Source organism: Kitasatospora sp. NPDC057965, from assembly GCF_042887135.1.
Lineage (GTDB): Bacteria > Actinomycetota > Actinomycetes > Streptomycetales > Streptomycetaceae > Kitasatospora.
In genome coordinates this window covers 1-16,265 of record NZ_JBHVPZ010000047.1, presented here as the reverse complement: position 1 = coordinate 16,265, position 16,265 = coordinate 1, and the positions used below count along the sequence as shown (strand labels likewise).

The 16,265-nt window shown below is 75.2% G+C and carries 10 protein-coding genes; 3 read left to right on the top strand and 7 right to left on the bottom strand.

Annotated elements, in window-relative coordinates:
* Positions 1-81: 81 nt before the first annotated feature.
* The 3 genes from ACFVVU_RS36710 to ACFVVU_RS36700 form a co-directional block, all read right to left on the bottom strand.
* Complete coding sequence (locus ACFVVU_RS36710; RefSeq protein WP_380684048.1) at positions 82-1,731, bottom strand: protein kinase; 1,650 nt, start codon at positions 1,729-1,731, stop codon at positions 82-84.
* Positions 1,728-2,561 (bottom strand): hypothetical protein, encoded by an 834-nt coding sequence (locus tag ACFVVU_RS36705; protein WP_387794159.1) that lies wholly within the window; start codon positions 2,559-2,561, stop codon positions 1,728-1,730. Before ACFVVU_RS36705 ends, ACFVVU_RS36710 begins: the two co-directional genes overlap by 4 nt.
* Before the next feature lie 270 nt (positions 2,562-2,831).
* Positions 2,832-4,991 (bottom strand): N-6 DNA methylase, encoded by a 2,160-nt coding sequence (locus tag ACFVVU_RS36700; RefSeq protein ID WP_380684050.1) that lies wholly within the window; start codon positions 4,989-4,991, stop codon positions 2,832-2,834.
* A gap of 235 nt (positions 4,992-5,226) precedes the next feature.
* Between ACFVVU_RS36700 and ACFVVU_RS36695 the strand changes: the two genes are divergently transcribed.
* Positions 5,227-5,874 (top strand): DUF4352 domain-containing protein, encoded by a 648-nt coding sequence (locus ACFVVU_RS36695; protein WP_387794158.1) that lies wholly within the window; start codon positions 5,227-5,229, stop codon positions 5,872-5,874.
* 147 nt (positions 5,875-6,021) lie between these two features.
* Here ACFVVU_RS36695 and mfd read toward each other — a convergent pair whose 3' ends face one another.
* On the bottom strand, positions 6,022-9,651 hold the full coding sequence (gene mfd, locus ACFVVU_RS36690) for a transcription-repair coupling factor (RefSeq protein WP_387794157.1): 3,630 nt from the start codon (positions 9,649-9,651) through the stop codon (positions 6,022-6,024).
* Positions 9,652-10,334: 683 nt separating this feature from the next.
* Between mfd and ACFVVU_RS36685 the strand changes: the two genes are divergently transcribed.
* Complete coding sequence (locus tag ACFVVU_RS36685) at positions 10,335-11,651, top strand: nucleotide sugar dehydrogenase (protein WP_380684053.1); 1,317 nt, start codon at positions 10,335-10,337, stop codon at positions 11,649-11,651.
* Positions 11,652-11,747: 96 nt separating this feature from the next.
* Here ACFVVU_RS36685 and ACFVVU_RS36680 read toward each other — a convergent pair whose 3' ends face one another.
* On the bottom strand, positions 11,748-12,149 hold the full coding sequence (locus ACFVVU_RS36680; protein ID WP_387794156.1) for a beta/gamma crystallin domain-containing protein: 402 nt from the start codon (positions 12,147-12,149) through the stop codon (positions 11,748-11,750).
* Between the two features lie 431 nt (positions 12,150-12,580).
* Here ACFVVU_RS36680 and ACFVVU_RS36675 point away from each other — a divergent pair, with 431 nt between their 5' ends.
* On the top strand, positions 12,581-13,222 hold the full coding sequence (locus ACFVVU_RS36675) for a hypothetical protein (protein ID WP_380684055.1): 642 nt from the start codon (positions 12,581-12,583) through the stop codon (positions 13,220-13,222).
* A gap of 87 nt (positions 13,223-13,309) precedes the next feature.
* On the opposite strand, the gene ACFVVU_RS36670 is transcribed toward ACFVVU_RS36675, so the two are convergent.
* Positions 13,310-14,656: a hypothetical protein gene (locus tag ACFVVU_RS36670; RefSeq protein ID WP_387794155.1), complete on the bottom strand. Its 1,347-nt coding sequence runs from the start codon at positions 14,654-14,656 to the stop codon at positions 13,310-13,312.
* Between the two features lie 267 nt (positions 14,657-14,923).
* A partial coding sequence (locus ACFVVU_RS36665; protein ID WP_387794154.1) for an SUKH-4 family immunity protein occupies positions 14,924-16,265 on the bottom strand: 1,342 nt, incomplete at its 5' end.

Below are 16,265 nucleotides of genomic sequence, written 5' to 3'. Positions count from 1 at the left end.
CACGAGAAGTCGGCCCCACCGACCGCCCACGTCCGCAATCCAGCCGGGCGGCGGACGGCTCGCCGTGGTTGGCGGAGCGGGTCAGGCCTGGCGGTGGTCCGTGGGGGGCCAGGTGGTGGAGTGGTGGGGTTGGAGGGTGTCGAGGGTTTGGCGCAGACGGCGGACGGCCGGGTGGTGGGGGCCCTCGCGGCGTTCGCGGTCGAAGAGGAGCTGGAGCAGCCACGACCAGGCCGCCTCCGTCTCGCCGAGCGAGGCCAGCAGGACGCCGATCCGCTCACGGAGGTCCAGCAGGCGTTCCGGTTCGCTCTCCGGCCACACCGCGTGCAGGGACTGGAACTCGGCGAGCGCCTCCGCGCCCCGCCCCAGCTGTTCGAGGCACTCGGCGGCCCGGTAGCGCGGCTCCAGCACCCCACGCCCGTGCGGTCCGCCCTCGGCGGTGGCCGCCAGCAGCCGGTACTCCGTCAGGGCCTCGTGGTGGCGCCGTTCCTGGAGCAGCGTGCGGGCGTAGATGGTGCGGACGGTGCGGATCATCGCCGCCCCGTCGCCGAGTTCGGACCGACCGCGGGCCAGCAGCCGGGCGGCGAGGTCGAGCACCTCGGCCCGTCGGCCCGCGTCGACCAGGTCGGAGAGCCGGGCACAGGACGCCGCGAAGTCCTCCCCCGCCGCGACGGGCACCGCGGGAGGCGGCGCGGCGGCGGGTGGGTTCGGCACCGCGGCCATCAGGAACGGCGGCGGCGCCACCCGGGCCGACGCCGCCGGTGCGGCGCCCGCCGGGCGGGGCTGGGGCTGGAGGGGGTGCCGGTACGGGCGGGCCGGGTCGGGCAGCGACCCGTACCGGGGCTGCGGCACCGCGACGGCGGCGGGCAGCAGCGGCAGCAGCCGCTCGTACACCTCCTGCGCGTCGGCCGGACGGTCCTCGGGCCGCTTGGCGAGCAGGTCGAGGACCAGCCGCTCCAGCGGCGCCGGCACCTCGGGGCGCAGCTCGCGCAGTGGAACCGGCGGGTCGTCGACGTGCCGGCGCAGCAGGCCCAGGGCGGTGGGGGCGCGGAACGGCCCCTCGCCGGCCAGCATCTCGTGCAGCAGGCAGCCGAGCGCGTAGAGGTCGCTGCGCGGGTCGACGGTGGCGGACAGCGCCTGTTCCGGCGCCATGTAGGAGGGGCTGCCGATCGGGGCGCCGGTGAGGGTGAGGCGGGTGGCCGTCGGGTCGATCGCGGTGGCGATCCCGAGGTCGAGCAGCACGGTCCGGCCGTCCTCACGGACCATCACGTTGCTGGGCTTGAGGTCCCGGTGGACGACGGGCACGGCGTGGACGGCGGCCAGCGCGGCGCACAGCTGGGCGGCCACCGAGACGGCCCGATCGACCGGGAACGGCGCGTCCTCGGCGATGAGGTCGGCCAGGCTGACGCCGGGCACACGCTGCATGACGAGGTACAGCTCGCCGCCGTCCTCGCCCGCGTCGAAGACGGTGACCAGGCCCGGGTGGTCGAGGGCGGCGGTGGTGCGGCACTCGCGCAGGAAGCGGTGGCGCAGTTCGTCGCCGGGGCCGAGGTGTCCGGCGCGGGCGGGGCCGGTGGCGCCGGTGGCGGCGAGCAGGTGGTCGGTGCGCAGCAGCTTGACCGCGACCGGGCGGGCGAGCCGTTCGTCGCGGCCGGCCCAGACCTGGCCCATGCCGCCGTGGCCGATCTTCTCGGTGAGGTGGTAGCGGCCGCCGATCACCCGGGCGGCGGTCACGGGCGGTCCTTGCGGGCCTGACGGCGCAGCAGCTCGCCGAGTTCGCGCAGCTCGTCGGAGGTGGCGGGACCGGCGGGAGTGGCGGGGCCTGCGGGAGTGGCGGGAGTGGCGGGGCCGACGGGAGTGGCGGGGCCGACGGCGCCGGGGCCCGCGGCGCGGACCGGCGGGTGCGAGATGGCCGACGGGTGGGAGTCGGCGGCCGGGTAGGCCCGGGCCGCCTCCGGGTACGGGGCGGCGCTCCCGTACGACTGCGCCGCGGGATAGGGCTGCGCGGGCTGCGGGTACGGCTGGGCGACCGGGTACGGCTGGACGGGGGCGGCGGGCGCCGGGTAGCCGTACCCGGCGGGCGGCGGCGCGTAGGAGCCGGCCGGGACGGGCTGCCGGCCGGAACGGGCCGCCGACCAGACCGCCCGGCGGTCCATCAGCAGGAAGTGCACCGGCGGGGTGAACGCCAGCAGCAGCATCATCGTGGTGCCGACCGCGTCGGCGGTCGGAGCGTCGCCCTTGGGGTAACTCCCGGCGACCCCCGCGGAGATGAAGAAGGTGAGGAAGAGCCCGGCGTAGACCACCGCGCCCAGGATGTCGTACCCCCGACGGCGGCGGATCGCCAGCAGCAGCGAGGGGACCATGCCGAGCAGCCCGAAGGAGAGCACCGGCGCGAGGACCACCAGGATCCGGCCGAGCACGCCGTACGGCCCGGGCTTCCGGCCACGGCCCTGCGGCGGGACGGCGACGGTCGGGGCGTAGGCCTGCGGTCCGGCGCCGGGTATGCCGCCGGCCGGCGCGCCACCGGGCGGTGGGCCGAACTGCCCGGGGTACTGCCCTGACATGCGCGCTCCTGAGCGGGTGAGGACGACGGCGGTCCCGATCACCGAATCGGTCCCGCACACCGTACCGCCCGTGCCTGTCGAACGACCCCGGCACGGGACGTCGACCGGACCGGCCCACCGCGCGGTCGTCAGGGCACTGACGGAGGCTCGGCGGCCCCGGCGACGCGGGGCGTCGGCCGGGCCGTCCTCCGGGGGCGAGCGCCGAAGCACCGGCCGAGCCCGCCGGGCCGGCCGCGAAGACGCCCGCCGGGCCGGCCTACGGCGCGGGCGTCAGGGCATCGACGGGGGCTCGGCGGTGCCGGTGGCGAGGGCGTCGGTGGCGGCCTGGGTGAGGGTGCGGCCCAGGGTGGCGGCACGCTGCAGGGCGGTGTCGAAGGCGGCGAGCCGGGCGAAGGCGGCGCCCAGCCTGCGCTGCTCGGTGATCGGCAGGCGCGGCAGCTCGACCCGGCGGATGTCGAGGCGGGTGGTGGTGGAGGCGTGGCTGGCGGCCCGGCGGGCGGCGGCCGTGGAGCGCAGGTGGCCGGCCAGGAACTCCGGGTCGAGCGCGGCCGGGTCGGGGCGCAGCAGGTGGAGCTGGCGGCCGAGGGCGGCGCCGGCGGGCGGGCCGTCCGGGCCGACGACGCGGGCGGTGCCGCCGCCGAGGGCGGGGACGAGGACGTCTCCGGGGCGGGTCAGTGGGGCGGTGTCGGCGGCTTCGGCGGTCCGGTCCAGGACGGCCTCGGGGGCGCTGCCGGTGAGCAGGTCCTGCTCGGTGAGGACGGGGGTGCCGCCCGGGTCGGCGTCGGCCGGGCGGGAGGGCGCGCCGGTGCCGGAGGAGTGCACCTCCAGCAGCCCGGAGCGGACCAGTTCGCCCAGCGTGACGACCGCGCCGCCACCGCTGCCCGCGCCGCCACCCGCTTCGCCGGTCGGCTCGGGCAGCAGTGCCGCGGGGTCGGCGAGGCCGGCCAGCAGCTCGGCCAGCCGGCCGCCGAGGTGGGAGAGTCCGGCGGCGCCGCCGAGCGGGGCGGCCGGCGGGACGTGGCGGGCGGGCGAGAGGTCGGTCTCGTCGTCGAGCAGGTCGATCGCCGCCACGGTCCGGTGCCGGCCGGGGCGGTCCGCGGGCAGCGGCAGGCCCTCGCGGGCGGCGAGGTCGAAGGCCCGCCAGGCGTCCAGGACGGTGCGGCGCAGCTCGGGCCAGCGGACCTTGTCGCGGCCGCCCTCGGCGGCCTCGGCCGAGCCGGGCGAGGCGGAGGCCGCGTCCAGCATCAGGACCTGGCGGAAGTCGTCGCCGGGGCGGGGGGCGCGCAGCACCCAGAGGTGGAGCGGCACCCCGTACGGGGGCGCGGCGCCGGCCGGGAGCGCGACGACGGCGCGCAGCGCGCCGGAGCGCAGCAGTTCGGCCCGGACCCGGCGGCCGGCCCGGCGGGCGGCGACGGTCGGCGGGAGCAGCAGGGCGGCCAGCCCGCCGGGGCGGGTGTGGGCGAGGCAGTGCAGCACCCAGGCGAGTTCGGACTCGCCGCGCGGCGGGACGAGGCCGCCGGGCCAGCGCCGGTCGAACTGCAGCTCGTCGTGGCCCCAGTCCCGCTCGTTGTAGGGGGGCTGGCAGAGCACCGCGTCGAAGGTGTGGCCGGTGTAGGCGTCGGCGCGCAGGGCGTCGCCGGGGCGGAGCTCGACCGGGAGCGGGGCGGGGTCGGCGGCGGGCGTGCGCAGTGCGAGCCGGAGCCCGGCGAGCGCGGCGGTGACCGGGTCGGCGTCCTGGCCGTAGCGGTCGGTGGTGGGCGGCAGGGCGAGCAGCAGCGCGCCGAGGCCGGCAGCGGGGTCGAGCACGGTGGCGGGGACGCCGGCGACGGCGGCGAGCAGTTCGGCGGCCTCCGGCGGGGTGGGGCTGAGCTGGCGGGTGTTGGCCTCGGCGTAGCGGGTGAGGAGCTGTTCGAAGGCGCCGGCCGGGCCGGCCGCGGCGGCGAGTTCGGCGAGCAGGCGGGCGAGGTCCAGTTCGGTGGAGCCGAGCAGGCCGGGCTGTCGTGGGCCGGCGGCGCCGTCGGGGCCGTCGGGGCCGAGCGCGGCGCGGGCGGTGTCGGCGAGGGCCCGCGGCAGCCCGGTGGCGAGCCTGGTGTCCGGCTGGTCGGCGAGCGTGCCCCAGCGCTCCGGCGCGCGGTGGTGCAGCAGCAGGACGGAGCCGGCCAGGACCAGCGGGGCGGCCGGGTGGCCGCCCGGGTCGCGCAGGGTCTCGACGAGCCGCCAGACCCGTTCGAGCAGCGGCAGTTCGGCGATCTTGCCCTGGGCTCGGAGCCAGGACTCGACGTCGGTGAGCGCGAAGGTCGGGCTGCTGTCGGTGCCGCCGACCGGGCGGGGGAAGTCGGGGTGGCGGCGGCGCCAGTTGCTGACGGCGGCGCGGCCCACCCCGGCGAGACGGGCGATCTCGACGGCGGTCACCTCGGGACGGTCCGGCATGGGGTGCTCCTTCGGCGGCGGCAGCGGGCGACGACGGCGGCGGACGACGCGGCGGCGGCATCGGTGTGACCACACAGCATAGCCAGCGCCTTCCGCCGGACAGTTCACACGTGAACGGAGAGGTTTCACGAATTTCTGTTGACTCGGTTCACAGCTCATGGTGTGATCTCTCCTGTCGACAGCACGCCAGGTCGGCACCGGGAACCGCGCGTTCGCAGAGACCAAGGAGACAGCCATGTCCGCCACCATCCGCCGCACCCGCCGCACCGCCGTCCTGCTGGCCGGCGCCGCGCTCGTCGCCCTCACCGCGACGGCCTGCGACTCCACCGGCGGCACCTCCGTCTCCACCGAGGCCAAGCAGACCGCCGCCGCCCCGGCCGCGGCGGCCACCGGCGACGGCACCCCGGCCAAGCCCGCCGAGAGCAAGCCGGCCGAGAGCAAGCCCGCCGAGGCGGCCAAGGCCCCGGCCAAGGTCGGCGACACCATCGCCCTCAAGGGCACCCTGGAGAAGGGCAACACCGCCGACGTCAGCGCGCTGAAGGTGGTCGACCCCGCCGCGAGCAGCAACGAGTACCTCACCGCGGCGGCCGGCAAGCACTACGTCGCCGTGCAGTTCCAGATCAAGGCGACCGGCTCCAAGGCGTACGGCGAGGCGCCGTGGAGCAGCGCCAAGCTGATCGACGACCAGGGCCAGGCGTACGGCCCGACGTTCGCCGAGACCAAGGCCGGCCCGTCCTTCCAGACCCCGACCAACATCGCCGCCGGCGATTCGGGCAAGGGCTTCGTGGTCTTCGAGGTCCCCGACGGCACCAAGCTCGACAAGGTCCAGTTCGCCCTGGACAACGGCTTCGCCGACCAGGTCGGCCAGTGGAAGATCGGCTGACGGCTCTGTTCACGGCCCGCACGCCCGCCGACACGCCCCGCCGGCCCACCATCCCACTGGCCCACCGGCCCACCGACGACAACGGCGGTCCCGGGCTCATCGCCCGGAACCGCCGCACCTCCCGCCGTACCCCTCCCCGGGGGCCCGCTACTTCTTGGCCCCCGCCAGGTCGTCGAACATCGTCGACAGGAACTCCCGGCACCACGCCAGCAGCTCCCGCCCGACCAGCGGCTTGCCGCCGATCCGCCCGGTGGACGGCCTCGGCACCAGCAGCTGCTGGGTCGCCGCCTTCACCTGGCTGCGCGGGTAGAGCCGGTTCAGCCGCAGCTGCTGCGACTCCCGCAGCTCGACCGGCCCGAACCGGACGTTGGAGCCCTGCAGGGTGATGTCCGCGATGCCGCACCGCCGCGCGTACAGCCGCAGCGCGGCCACCAGCAGCAGGTTCTCCACCGGCTCGGGCAGCTTGCCGTACCGGTCGACCAGTTCGTCCCGGACCTGGGTGATGTCCTCCTCCGAGTTGACCGCCGCGATCGAGCGGTAGGCCTGGAGCCGCAGCCGCTCCCCCGGCGCGTAGTCGTGCGGCACATGGGCGTCGACCGGCAGCTCGATCTTCACCTCCAGCGGCTCCTCCTCCGGCTCGCCGCCGCCCGCCAGCGACTCCCGGAACTCGGCCACCGCCTCGCCGACCATCCGCATGTAGAGGTCGAAGCCGACGCCCGCGATGTGCCCGGACTGCTCGCCGCCGAGCAGGTTGCCCGCGCCGCGGATCTCCAGGTCCTTCATCGCTACGTACATACCGGCGCCCATCTCGGTGTGCTGGGCGATGGTGGCCAGCCGCTCGTGGGCCGTCTCGGTCAGCGGCTTCTCCGGCGGGTACAGCATGTACGCGTACCCGCGCTCCCGCCCCCGGCCCACCCGGCCGCGCAGCTGGTGCAGCTGGGAGAGGCCGAAGGTGTCACCGCGCTCGACGATGAGCGTGTTGGCATTGGAGATGTCGATGCCGGACTCCACGATCGTGGTCGACACCAGGACGTCGAACTCCTTCTCCCAGAAGTCGACGACCACCTTCTCCAGCTGGGTCTCGCCCATCTGCCCGTGCGCGGTGGCGATCCGCGCCTCGGGCACCAGGTCCTTCAGCCGGGCGGCCGCCTTGTCGATCGACTCGACCCGGTTGTGGATGTAGAACACCTGGCCCTCGCGCAGGAGTTCACGCCGGATCGCCGCCGAGATCTGCTTCTCGTCGTACGGTCCGACGAAGGTCAGCACCGGGTGCCGCTCCTCCGGCGGGGTGGTGATGGTGGACATCTCGCGGATGCCGGTGACGGCCATCTCCAGGGTGCGCGGGATCGGGGTCGCGGACATGGTGAGCACGTCCACGTTGGCCCGCAGCTTCTTCAGCTGCTCCTTGTGCTCGACGCCGAAGCGCTGCTCCTCGTCGACGATGACCAGCCCGAGGTCCTTGAAACGGGTCTCCGAGGAGAACAGCCGGTGGGTGCCGATGACGACGTCCACCGAGCCCTCGAACAGCCCCTCCAACACGGCCTTGGCCTCGCTGTCGGTCTGGAACCGGGACAGCGCCCGCACGTTCACCGGGAAGTTGGCGTAGCGCTCGGCGAAGGTCGAGAAGTGCTGCTGCACCAGCAGCGTGGTCGGCACCAGCACCGCCACCTGCTTGCCGTCCTGCACCGCCTTGAAGGCCGCGCGCACCGCGATCTCGGTCTTGCCGTAGCCGACGTCGCCACAGATCAGCCGGTCCATCGGGACGGACTTCTCCATGTCCGACTTGACCTCGGCGATGGTGGTCAGCTGGTCCGGCGTCTCCGCGTAGGGGAAGGCGTCCTCCAGCTCGCGCTGCCACGGCGTGTCCGGGCCGAAGGTGTGGCCCGGCGCGGCCATCCGCGCCGAGTACAGCTTGATGAGGTCGGCGGCGATCTCCTTGACCGCCTTCTTGGCCCGCTGCTTGGTCTTCGCCCAGTCCGCGCCGCCGAGCCGGTGCAGCGTCGGGGCCTCCCCGCCGACGTACTTGGTGACCTGGTCGAGCTGGTCGGTCGGCACGAACAGCCGGTCGCCGGGGTGCCCGCGCTTGGCCGGCGCGTACTCCAGCACCAGGTACTCGCGGGTGGCGCCCTGCACGGTGCGCTGCACCATCTCCACGTACCGGCCGACGCCGTGCGCCTCGTGCACCACGTAGTCGCCGGCCACCAGCGCCAGCGGGTCGATCGCGTTGCGGCGCCGGGACGGCATCCGCCGCATGTCCTTGGTGGAGGACTTCTGGCCGGACAGATCGGTCTCGGTGATCACGGTCAGCTTGAGCGCCTCGTCGACGAAGCCGTGCTCGATCGAGCCGCAGGAGACGTGCACGACGTCCCGGGTCGGTGCCTCGGACAGGTCGGCGACCAGCCGGGCCGGGATGCCCTCGTTGCCGAGCACCTCGGCGAGGCGCGAGGCCGGGCCGTGCCCCTCGGTGACCATGACGACCCGCCAGTCGGCGGCCAGCCGCTCCTTGGCGTCGGCGATCGCCCGCGCGGTGTCGCCCCGGTACGCCTCGACCGCGTGCATGCCGAGGGTCAGCGTGTTGGCGTCGAACTCCAGCACCTCGTGGACCGCGGCGTCGCTGGTCGCGAACGGGCTGACCGACCACCACGGCAGGCCGATCTCGGCGGCGTGCTCGCGCACCTCGGCGAGCGAGCGCAGCGAGGCGGCCGAGACGTCGATCGCCTCCAGGTCGATCGGGCGGTCGCCGCCGGCCGCGGCCGCCACCCAGGAGGCGTGCAGGAACTCCTGGCTGGTCGCCACCAGGTCGGCGGCCCGGGTGCGGACCCGCTCGGGGTCGCAGACCACGGCGACCGAGCCGAGCGGAAGCACGTCCAGCAGCAGCTCCATGTCGTCGACCAGGACGGGCGCGAGGGACTCCATGCCCTCGACCGCGATGCCCTCGGCGATCTTGTCCAGGATCTCGGCCAGCCCCGGGTGCTCGGCGGCCAGCTCGGCGGCCCGGGCCCGCACCTCGTCGGTCAGCAGCAGCTCCCGACAGGGCGGCGCCCACAGACCGTGCTCGGCGATCTCCAGCGAGCGCTGGTCGGCCACCTTGAAGTACCGGATCTCCTCGACGTCGTCGCCCCAGAACTCCACCCGCAGCGGGTGCTCCTCGGTCGGCGGGAAGACGTCCAGAATGCCGCCGCGCACCGCGAACTCGCCGCGCTTCTCGACCAGTTCGACCCGCGAGTAGGCGGCGGCGGCAAGCTTGCGGGCGATCTCCTCAAGATCGTGCGACTCGCCCCGCTGGACGGCCACCGGCTCCAGCTCGGCCAGCCCCTTCACCTGCGGCTGGAGCACCGAGCGCACCGGCGCCACGATCACCTGGACCGGCCCGGCCGCGGCGTCGTCGGCGCGCGGGTGGACGATCCGGCGCAGCACCGCCAGCCGACGGCCGACCGTGTCGGAGCGCGGCGAGAGCCGCTCGTGCGGCAGCGTCTCCCAGGCCGGGAACTCGGCGACCGCGTCCGGCGGCAGCAGCGAACGGAGCGAGGCGGCGAGGTCCTCGGCCTCCCGGCCGGTGGCGGTGACGGCCAGCACCGGACGGCCCCGCTCCCCGGCCGCCTGCCCGGCGAGCGCACGGGCCAGCGCGGCGATCGCGAACGGCCGGGCGGCGGGCGGTCCGACCAGGTCGAGGTGCCGGCGGCCGCCGGCCGCGGCACCGGTGGCGGTCGCGGCCTCGATCGCCTCGGCGAGGGCCGCGTCCCGCGCGACGACATCGAGCAGTCCGGTCAGGCTCATCTGGAGTCTCTTCTTCGTCCCGTGGCTGGTGCTGCCCTGGGGCCGGGGGCCCGTCCGGGCAACGCGAACGGCCCGGCACGCCGAGCGGCCGGGGGTCTCCAGGGTACGCCGCGGGGCTGACGCGCACCCGGCACACGGCCGGGGCGGGGCGGGGTGCGGTCAGGCGCAGGCGAACCACCGGCCGCGGCCTGCCGCTCCGCTCGTTTCGCCGGACCGTTTCCCGACCGTCGCGTTCTGCCACGAACTGGACATACTCCTGTCACTGCCCGTCCATGGAGATCGCGCACCATGGTGAATGTGCCCGCCGCACCCAACCGTGGGGGATGGCTGCGGAAGGCACGGTCGCACACCCGATGGGGGTCGGGGGTGCGAGGCCGGGCGACCCTGGGTGGGGGCGCCCGCCCACGCGCCGGGAACCGTGGCGTCCTTTCCTGGAGGACGCCACGGGTCTCGGCCTCATTCTTTCCCCGGCGCTCCTTCCCCGGCGCTCCTTCCCCGGCCGGCGTCCGGACTCTCCGCCGCCCTCACCAAGGTCCCGCCCCGGCCCTTCCCCGGCGCCTCCCGGCTTGCGCAATCCCGGGAAAACCCGCGCGGTCGGGCCCCGCTCCCTACCCTGATGTGAAGACCGTGTGGGGGACGCCCGGAGGGGCCAGGGGGCGTCGCGATGGAGGGGGTTCTTCGTCATGCGCGTTGTCATCGCAGGCCAGGGCTACGTGGGGCTGCCGCTCGCGGTCCGCGCGGCCGAGGTGGGGCACCGGGTGGTCGGCTACGACGTGGACGAGCGCCGGATCAAACGGCTGGCCGTCGGCGAGTCGTACGTCGAGGACATCCCGGCCGAGCGGCTGCGGCCGCTGCTGGAGAACGGGAGCTACCTGCCGTCCGCCGAGCCGTCCGACGTGGCGGGCTTCGACATCGCGGTGATCACCGTGCCGACGCCGCTGCGCGAGGGCGTGCCCGACCTGTCGTTCATCGAGGCCTCGGCCGCCCTGCTCGCCCAGCACCTGCGGCCCGGGGCGAGCGTCGTCCTGGAGTCGACCACCTACCCGGGCACCACCGAGGAACTGCTCGCGCCGCTGCTGGAGCAGGGGTCCGGGCTGACCGCCGGGCGGGACTTCCACCTCGGCTACAGCCCGGAGCGGATCGACCCGGGCAACCCGACCTGGCGGCTGGAGAACACCCCGAAGGTGGTCTCCGGGGTCGACCCGGCGTCGCTGGCGGCGGTGGAGGGCTTCTACGGCGGGCTGGTCGAGCGGACCGTCCCGGTCTCCTCCTGCAAGGAGGCCGAGCTCACCAAGCTGCTGGAGAACACCTTCCGTCATGTGAACATCGCGCTGGTCAACGAGCTGGCGATGTTCGCGCACGACCTCGGCATCGACGTCTGGGAGGCCATCGACGCGGCCTCCACCAAGCCGTTCGGCTATCTGCGGTTCACCCCCGGCCCGGGGGTGGGCGGGCACTGCCTGCCGATCGACCCGTCCTACCTGTCCTGGCGGGTCGAGCGGGCGCTCGGCCAGTCGTTCCGGTTCGTCGAGCTGGCCAACGACGTCAACAGCCACATGCCCGACTACGTGGTGCGCCGGCTCGCCGAGGCGCTGAACGAGCGGCAGCGCTCGGTCAAGGGCTCGCGGATACTGCTGCTCGGGCTGGCGTACAAGAAGAACACCGGCGACGCCCGGGAGACGCCGGCCGCCCGGGTCGCCGAGCTGCTGGTCCGGATGGGCGCCGAGGTCCGGGCCGCCGATCCGCACGTGGTGGTCGGGGTGCACGTGCCCGAGCCGGTGATCCCCGGCCAGCGCGCCGCCGAGCACGACCCGCACGGGGACCCGTTCGGCGCGGTCCGCCGGGTGGAGGCGAGCCCGGAGGAGCTGGCGGCGGCGGACGCGGTGGTGCTGCTCGCCGACCACGACGACTTCGACTACGAGGCGGTCACCGCCCATTCCCGGTACGTACTGGACTGCCGGCGCCGGCTGGCCCCGGGGGCCTCGGTCGAGGTGCTCTGACCCGTCGGAACGGTGCCGGGCGACCGCACCCGCCCGGCACCGCGGGTCAGCGGGCCTCCTCGCCCGCGCGGCCCCGCGGGGCCCGTCCCCCGGCCGCTACCAGCGGGAGAGGTTGATGTCGTACATCGTCACCTCGTGGCCCACGTGGCCGTTGAAGTCGTACTGCTCCCAGTTGAAGACGGTCCACGATCCCATGCCGCTGCCCAGGTACGTGATGACCTTGTTGTTCCCGGCGTCGATCCGGTCGACGTTGTAGATGCGCACCGCCATCCACCCGTCGTTCGCGAAACAGAGCGAGCCGCCGTAACCGTAGTTGTAGACCTTCGCGAAATCGTTGCGGTTTCCACAATCGATCCGGTTGATGGCCTCGGCATTCGCGGCCGGCAGTAACGTCGCGGCCGCCGCGGTGAGCACGGCGAGTGCGCCGATCCGGCGGCTCAGGACATTTCCGGGACGATGCCCGGAAGAACGTTCCGAAAGACTTGTGCGGCGAATCATGGAAACCCTCCGAAGGGGTAGCGGCTGCGACTCCAGAGGCTGACATGACGCCGCACGACCGAACAGTTCTTTTCCGGCCAAGCCGCACGGCCGCGACACCCGGCAGGCCGCTCCGCACAGGCATGCGCTAGGGTCCGAATAGTCCTGCCGTTCCTGAGGATCGGAGCTTCCGCTTGGCCCGCCCGCCGCATTTCGGACGATTCACCGCCACCGCCACGGCGGTCGTTTTATCGGCCTTTTTCACAGGCTGCGCCGGACCCTCCGGAGGAGGTTCTGCGGATTCCACCATGACCCCGCCGGCGATCGACGCACCGAAAGCCCCGGAATCCGGCCGGGCCGGAATGACCGGACTTCCGCTTTCCGCTTATCAGGCCGACGACGAAGCCTCCGTCAAGGAGATTCGGGTCCGCAATGCGCTGGTCGTCTCGTGCATGCGCCGGGCCGGTTACACCGGCTTCGGCGGCGACGGTCTGCAGGAGGCCCGGCCGCCGGACAACGCCACCGCCCTGCCGGCCGGCGCCTGGGGGTACCTCGGCGCGCAGGCCGCGGGCACCCAGGGGTTCCACGCGCCCCGGCGGAACGTCCCCGGCGTCGTGACCGGACCGGCGGCCGGGGCCGGCGAGGCCTACGACACCGCCCGGGTCGACTGCGACCGGCAGGCCGCCGAACGGATCGGCTCGCCGCCCGGGCCGGGGGCCGACCTCCTCGGCCGGCTCTTCGCCGACTCCATGGCCGCCACCGGGCGGGACGGACGGGTCACGGCGGCGACCGCGCGGTGGGCCGCCTGCATGACGGCCGCGGGCTTCCGGACCGACGACCCGGCGACCTTCCCGGACCGCTTCCGCGCCGCGGCGGAGACCACCCCGGCCGAGCTGACCGCCGCCCGGGCCGACGCCGACTGCACCGCCGACAGCAACCTGGCCGGGATCTGGTTCACCGTCCTGGCGGGCTACCAGCGCCAGCAGATCGACCGCAACGGCCCGGCCCTGAACGCCCACCGCGAGGCCGTCCGGGCCCAGGACGCCAAGCTCACCCGACTGCTCGCCGAAGGGGACGCCGGGCCCACCCCGTGAGCCCCGGGGCGCCGGACGGACCCGTCGCGAACGGGTCGGGCCGCGGGCGCCGGAGGGCACCCGGGGCCCGACGGGCCGCGGAACGGATCAGCGGCGGTGGTAGCCGACCGTGTTCGGAGTGGCGTAGTCACTGCCGTCGTCGATGATCACGATCTTCGGGATGATCCGGGTCTCCTCCTCGGCCGGCCGCTCGGCCGGGGCGGCCGGGCCCTCCCCGGCGTCCGTCGGCGCCGGGGGCGGGGTGGCCGGCCGCGGCGGCACCGGGCCGGTGGCGACCGCGGCCGCCGGGGCCGGGGAGATCCGCCCCGGGGTGACCCGCAGCACGGCCGTGGCCGCCTCGCTCGCCGGCGCCGGGAGCGCCTCCTTGCGGAGGTCGGCCCGCGGGTCCGCGAGGACCGGCAGCGGGATCTCCCCGGTGTCCGCCTCCGAGTCCACGACCGGTGCCCGGCCCACCACCGGCGCCCGGTCCACCGGCGCGCCGACGGCCGGCGCGCGGTCGGCCGGGACGGCCTCGGCCGGGACGGCGGTGGCCGCCGCGAGCGCCGCGGGCTCGATCGCGCCGACCGCGGCACCGGTGAGCGAGGCCAGCGTCGCCTTGATGTGGTCGAGGTGCTGCTGCACCGTCTCCAGCCTGGTCGCGTACTCGCGCTGCTCGCGCTCGGTGGCCGCGTTGATCCGCTCGGCCTCGCGCCGGGCCTGCTCGACCAGCTGGTCCGCCCGGGCCTGCGCCTCGGCGTCGCTCTGCTTGATCTGGCCGAGCACCGTCTCGCGGAACTGCTCGGCCTCCTTGACCCGCCGCTCGGCGGTGGCGGAGACCGTCGAGTCCTCGGCGTCGGCCGCGGCCTGCGCCTCGGCGAACATCTCGTCGGCCTTGCGGCGCAGCTCGGCCAGCTTGGCCTCGGCCCGCTCGGAGGCCTCGGCGGCCGCGACCCGGACCTTGGCGGCGTGCCCGGTGGCGGCGTCCCGGACGGACCGGACCTCGCGGTCGGTCTCGGCCCGGATGGTCTCCGCCTCGGCCCGGGTGCGCTCGTCGGTGCGGCGCACGGCGGCGTCGGCCTCGGTGCGGGTGGTGGTGGCGTACTCCTTGGCGGCGCGGTCGAGTGCCTGGCCGGCCTCGTACACCTCGTCGCGGAGGTCCTCGGCGAACCGCTCGGCCTTGTCGCGGACGGCGCGGGCCTCGTTCTCGGCCATCCGGGCCAGGCCGGCGGCCTCGTCGCTGAGCACCTGGTAGTCGGGCTCGGGGGCGTCGGCGGCGGCCTGCTGGATCTCGGCCAGCCGGCGCTCCATCTCCCGGAGGCCGGCACCGAGCACGCTCAGCCGTTCCCACCCCTCGTCGCGCTGCGCGGTGAGCGCGGTCAGGGCTCGGTCGACCTGCTCCGGCGCGTAACCGCGCCGGGCAACGGTGAAGCCGTACTGGGGGACGGCGTCGCTCATGGGCTCTTCCCCTCGTGTCGCGGGCTGCGGAGCCCATGATCGGACGGATCGGTCTGCTCGGGGACCGGGTCGGCGAACCCGGTCGGGAATCGTGCGTCGGGCGGATCGAAACATGTCGAGAATGGCCGACAGTGACCATCCTCTTGACCTATTTTGCGCGGATCTGGACGAAACCCCAACGAGGCACCGCCGCGCCGGTACGCCGAAGGGGCCGTTCCGGAGACCGGAACGACCCCCTGCCACCTGCGCGGATCCGGCACGGCCTGCTCAGAGCAGACCGTCCCAGAACTGCTCCAGCAGCACGGCCCACCAGGTGTCCGCGGACTGCAGCGCAGCCGGGTCGATCGCGGCCAGCTGGGCCTGGAAGTCGGTCGTCCAGCGACCGGCCTGGTCCGGGGTCAGCCCGTACCGCAGCCGCCACATCCGCCCCAGCAGGGCCAGCGAACGGGCGAACTCCGGTACACCGGTGTTGACGAACCGGGGGGGCTCGCCGGTTCCTTCCAGGTCCACCGCGACCACGTGCGCGGTGCCGTACTGCACGCAGAGCTGCCGGCCGTAGTCGTTGCCGAGCACCAGGTAACCGCCGAAGTCCGGGCCGCCCGGCAGACCGCGCTCGGCGGCCAGCTCGGCGAGCGTCGGGATCGGCCGGCCCTCCTGGGCCTGCGCCCAGAAGAACGGTCCGAAGTCGCGCGGCAGGCCCGCCCACATCAGCGTCTGCGCCACCGGCTCGGGCACGCCCTGACGGGCCACCGCGCGCTGCTCGAAGCGGAACACGTTCGGCCCGAAGGCCTGGCCGAGCTCCGAGGCGAGCTGCTGCGGGGCGAGCGGCGGCAGCGGCGGGACGGTGCCCGGCCCGGGCAGCGGCACCCGGAACGGCCGGACCCGCTGCTGGCCGGAGGCCAGCTGGTGCAGCTCGTCCAGGTGGTCGAGCAGCTGGGCCATGCCGGCCTGCCGGGAGTCGTGGTCGCGGCCGTAGTCGGCGGTGTGGGTGAGCCGGACGTTCGGCCAGGAGGCGGCGATCATCCGGTTGCAGTACCCGCCGGGCAGGTCGCACGACTCCAGCTCGGTGTAGAGCTCCAGCACCTGCTCCGGCGGCACGTTCAGCCGCCGCAGGTCCTGGAGGATCTTCCACTCCGGGTGCGGGGTGCCGGGCTCGCTGCGGTGCAGCAGCTTCTGCTCCGAGCCGTCCGGGCCCCGGTAGCTGAGCGCGGCGAAGTAGCCCGGGCCGACGGCGGGTACGCCGGGCGGCACCGGGGCGGCCGGCGGCGGCCCGGGCACGGGCGCCGGAGGGGCGGCCGGAGCCGGGGCGGGCGCCGGGGGGCCGACGGGGGCCGGGCCGCCCGGGTAGCCGTAACCGGCCCCCGGTCCGTCGACGGGCGCGCCCGCGCCGGGCGGCGGCGGGACGGCGGGGCCGCCGGACGGCGGGGTGCCCGGGTCGGCGGGGGCGCCGAGTTGCGCCGGGTCGATCGCGCCCGCCAGCTGGGTGCGCTCGTACGCCACACCGGCGCCCGGTGCGGGCGCGGCGGGCGGGGCGGGCGGGGCGTCGCCGGGCCGCAGGCCCGCCGGGGGCGGGGGCGGCGGGGCGCTGGAGGCGCCGCGACCGCCGGAC

Excerpts from the sequence above, each read along its gene's own strand:
- ACFVVU_RS36705 (WP_387794159.1), bottom strand. The coding sequence starts at position 2,561 with ATGTCAGGGCAGTACCCCGGGCAGTTCGGCCCACCGCCCGGTGGCGCG.
- ACFVVU_RS36700 (WP_380684050.1), bottom strand. The coding sequence starts at position 4,991 with ATGCCGGACCGTCCCGAGGTGACCGCCGTCGAGATCGCCCGTCTCGCC.
- ACFVVU_RS36695 (WP_387794158.1), top strand. The coding sequence starts at position 5,227 with ATGTCCGCCACCATCCGCCGCACCCGCCGCACCGCCGTCCTGCTGGCC.
- mfd (WP_387794157.1), bottom strand. The coding sequence starts at position 9,651 with ATGAGCCTGACCGGACTGCTCGATGTCGTCGCGCGGGACGCGGCCCTC.
- ACFVVU_RS36685 (WP_380684053.1), top strand. The coding sequence starts at position 10,335 with ATGCGCGTTGTCATCGCAGGCCAGGGCTACGTGGGGCTGCCGCTCGCG.
- ACFVVU_RS36680 (WP_387794156.1), bottom strand. The coding sequence starts at position 12,149 with ATGATTCGCCGCACAAGTCTTTCGGAACGTTCTTCCGGGCATCGTCCC.
- ACFVVU_RS36675 (WP_380684055.1), top strand. The coding sequence starts at position 12,581 with ATGCGCCGGGCCGGTTACACCGGCTTCGGCGGCGACGGTCTGCAGGAG.
- ACFVVU_RS36670 (WP_387794155.1), bottom strand. The coding sequence starts at position 14,656 with ATGAGCGACGCCGTCCCCCAGTACGGCTTCACCGTTGCCCGGCGCGGT.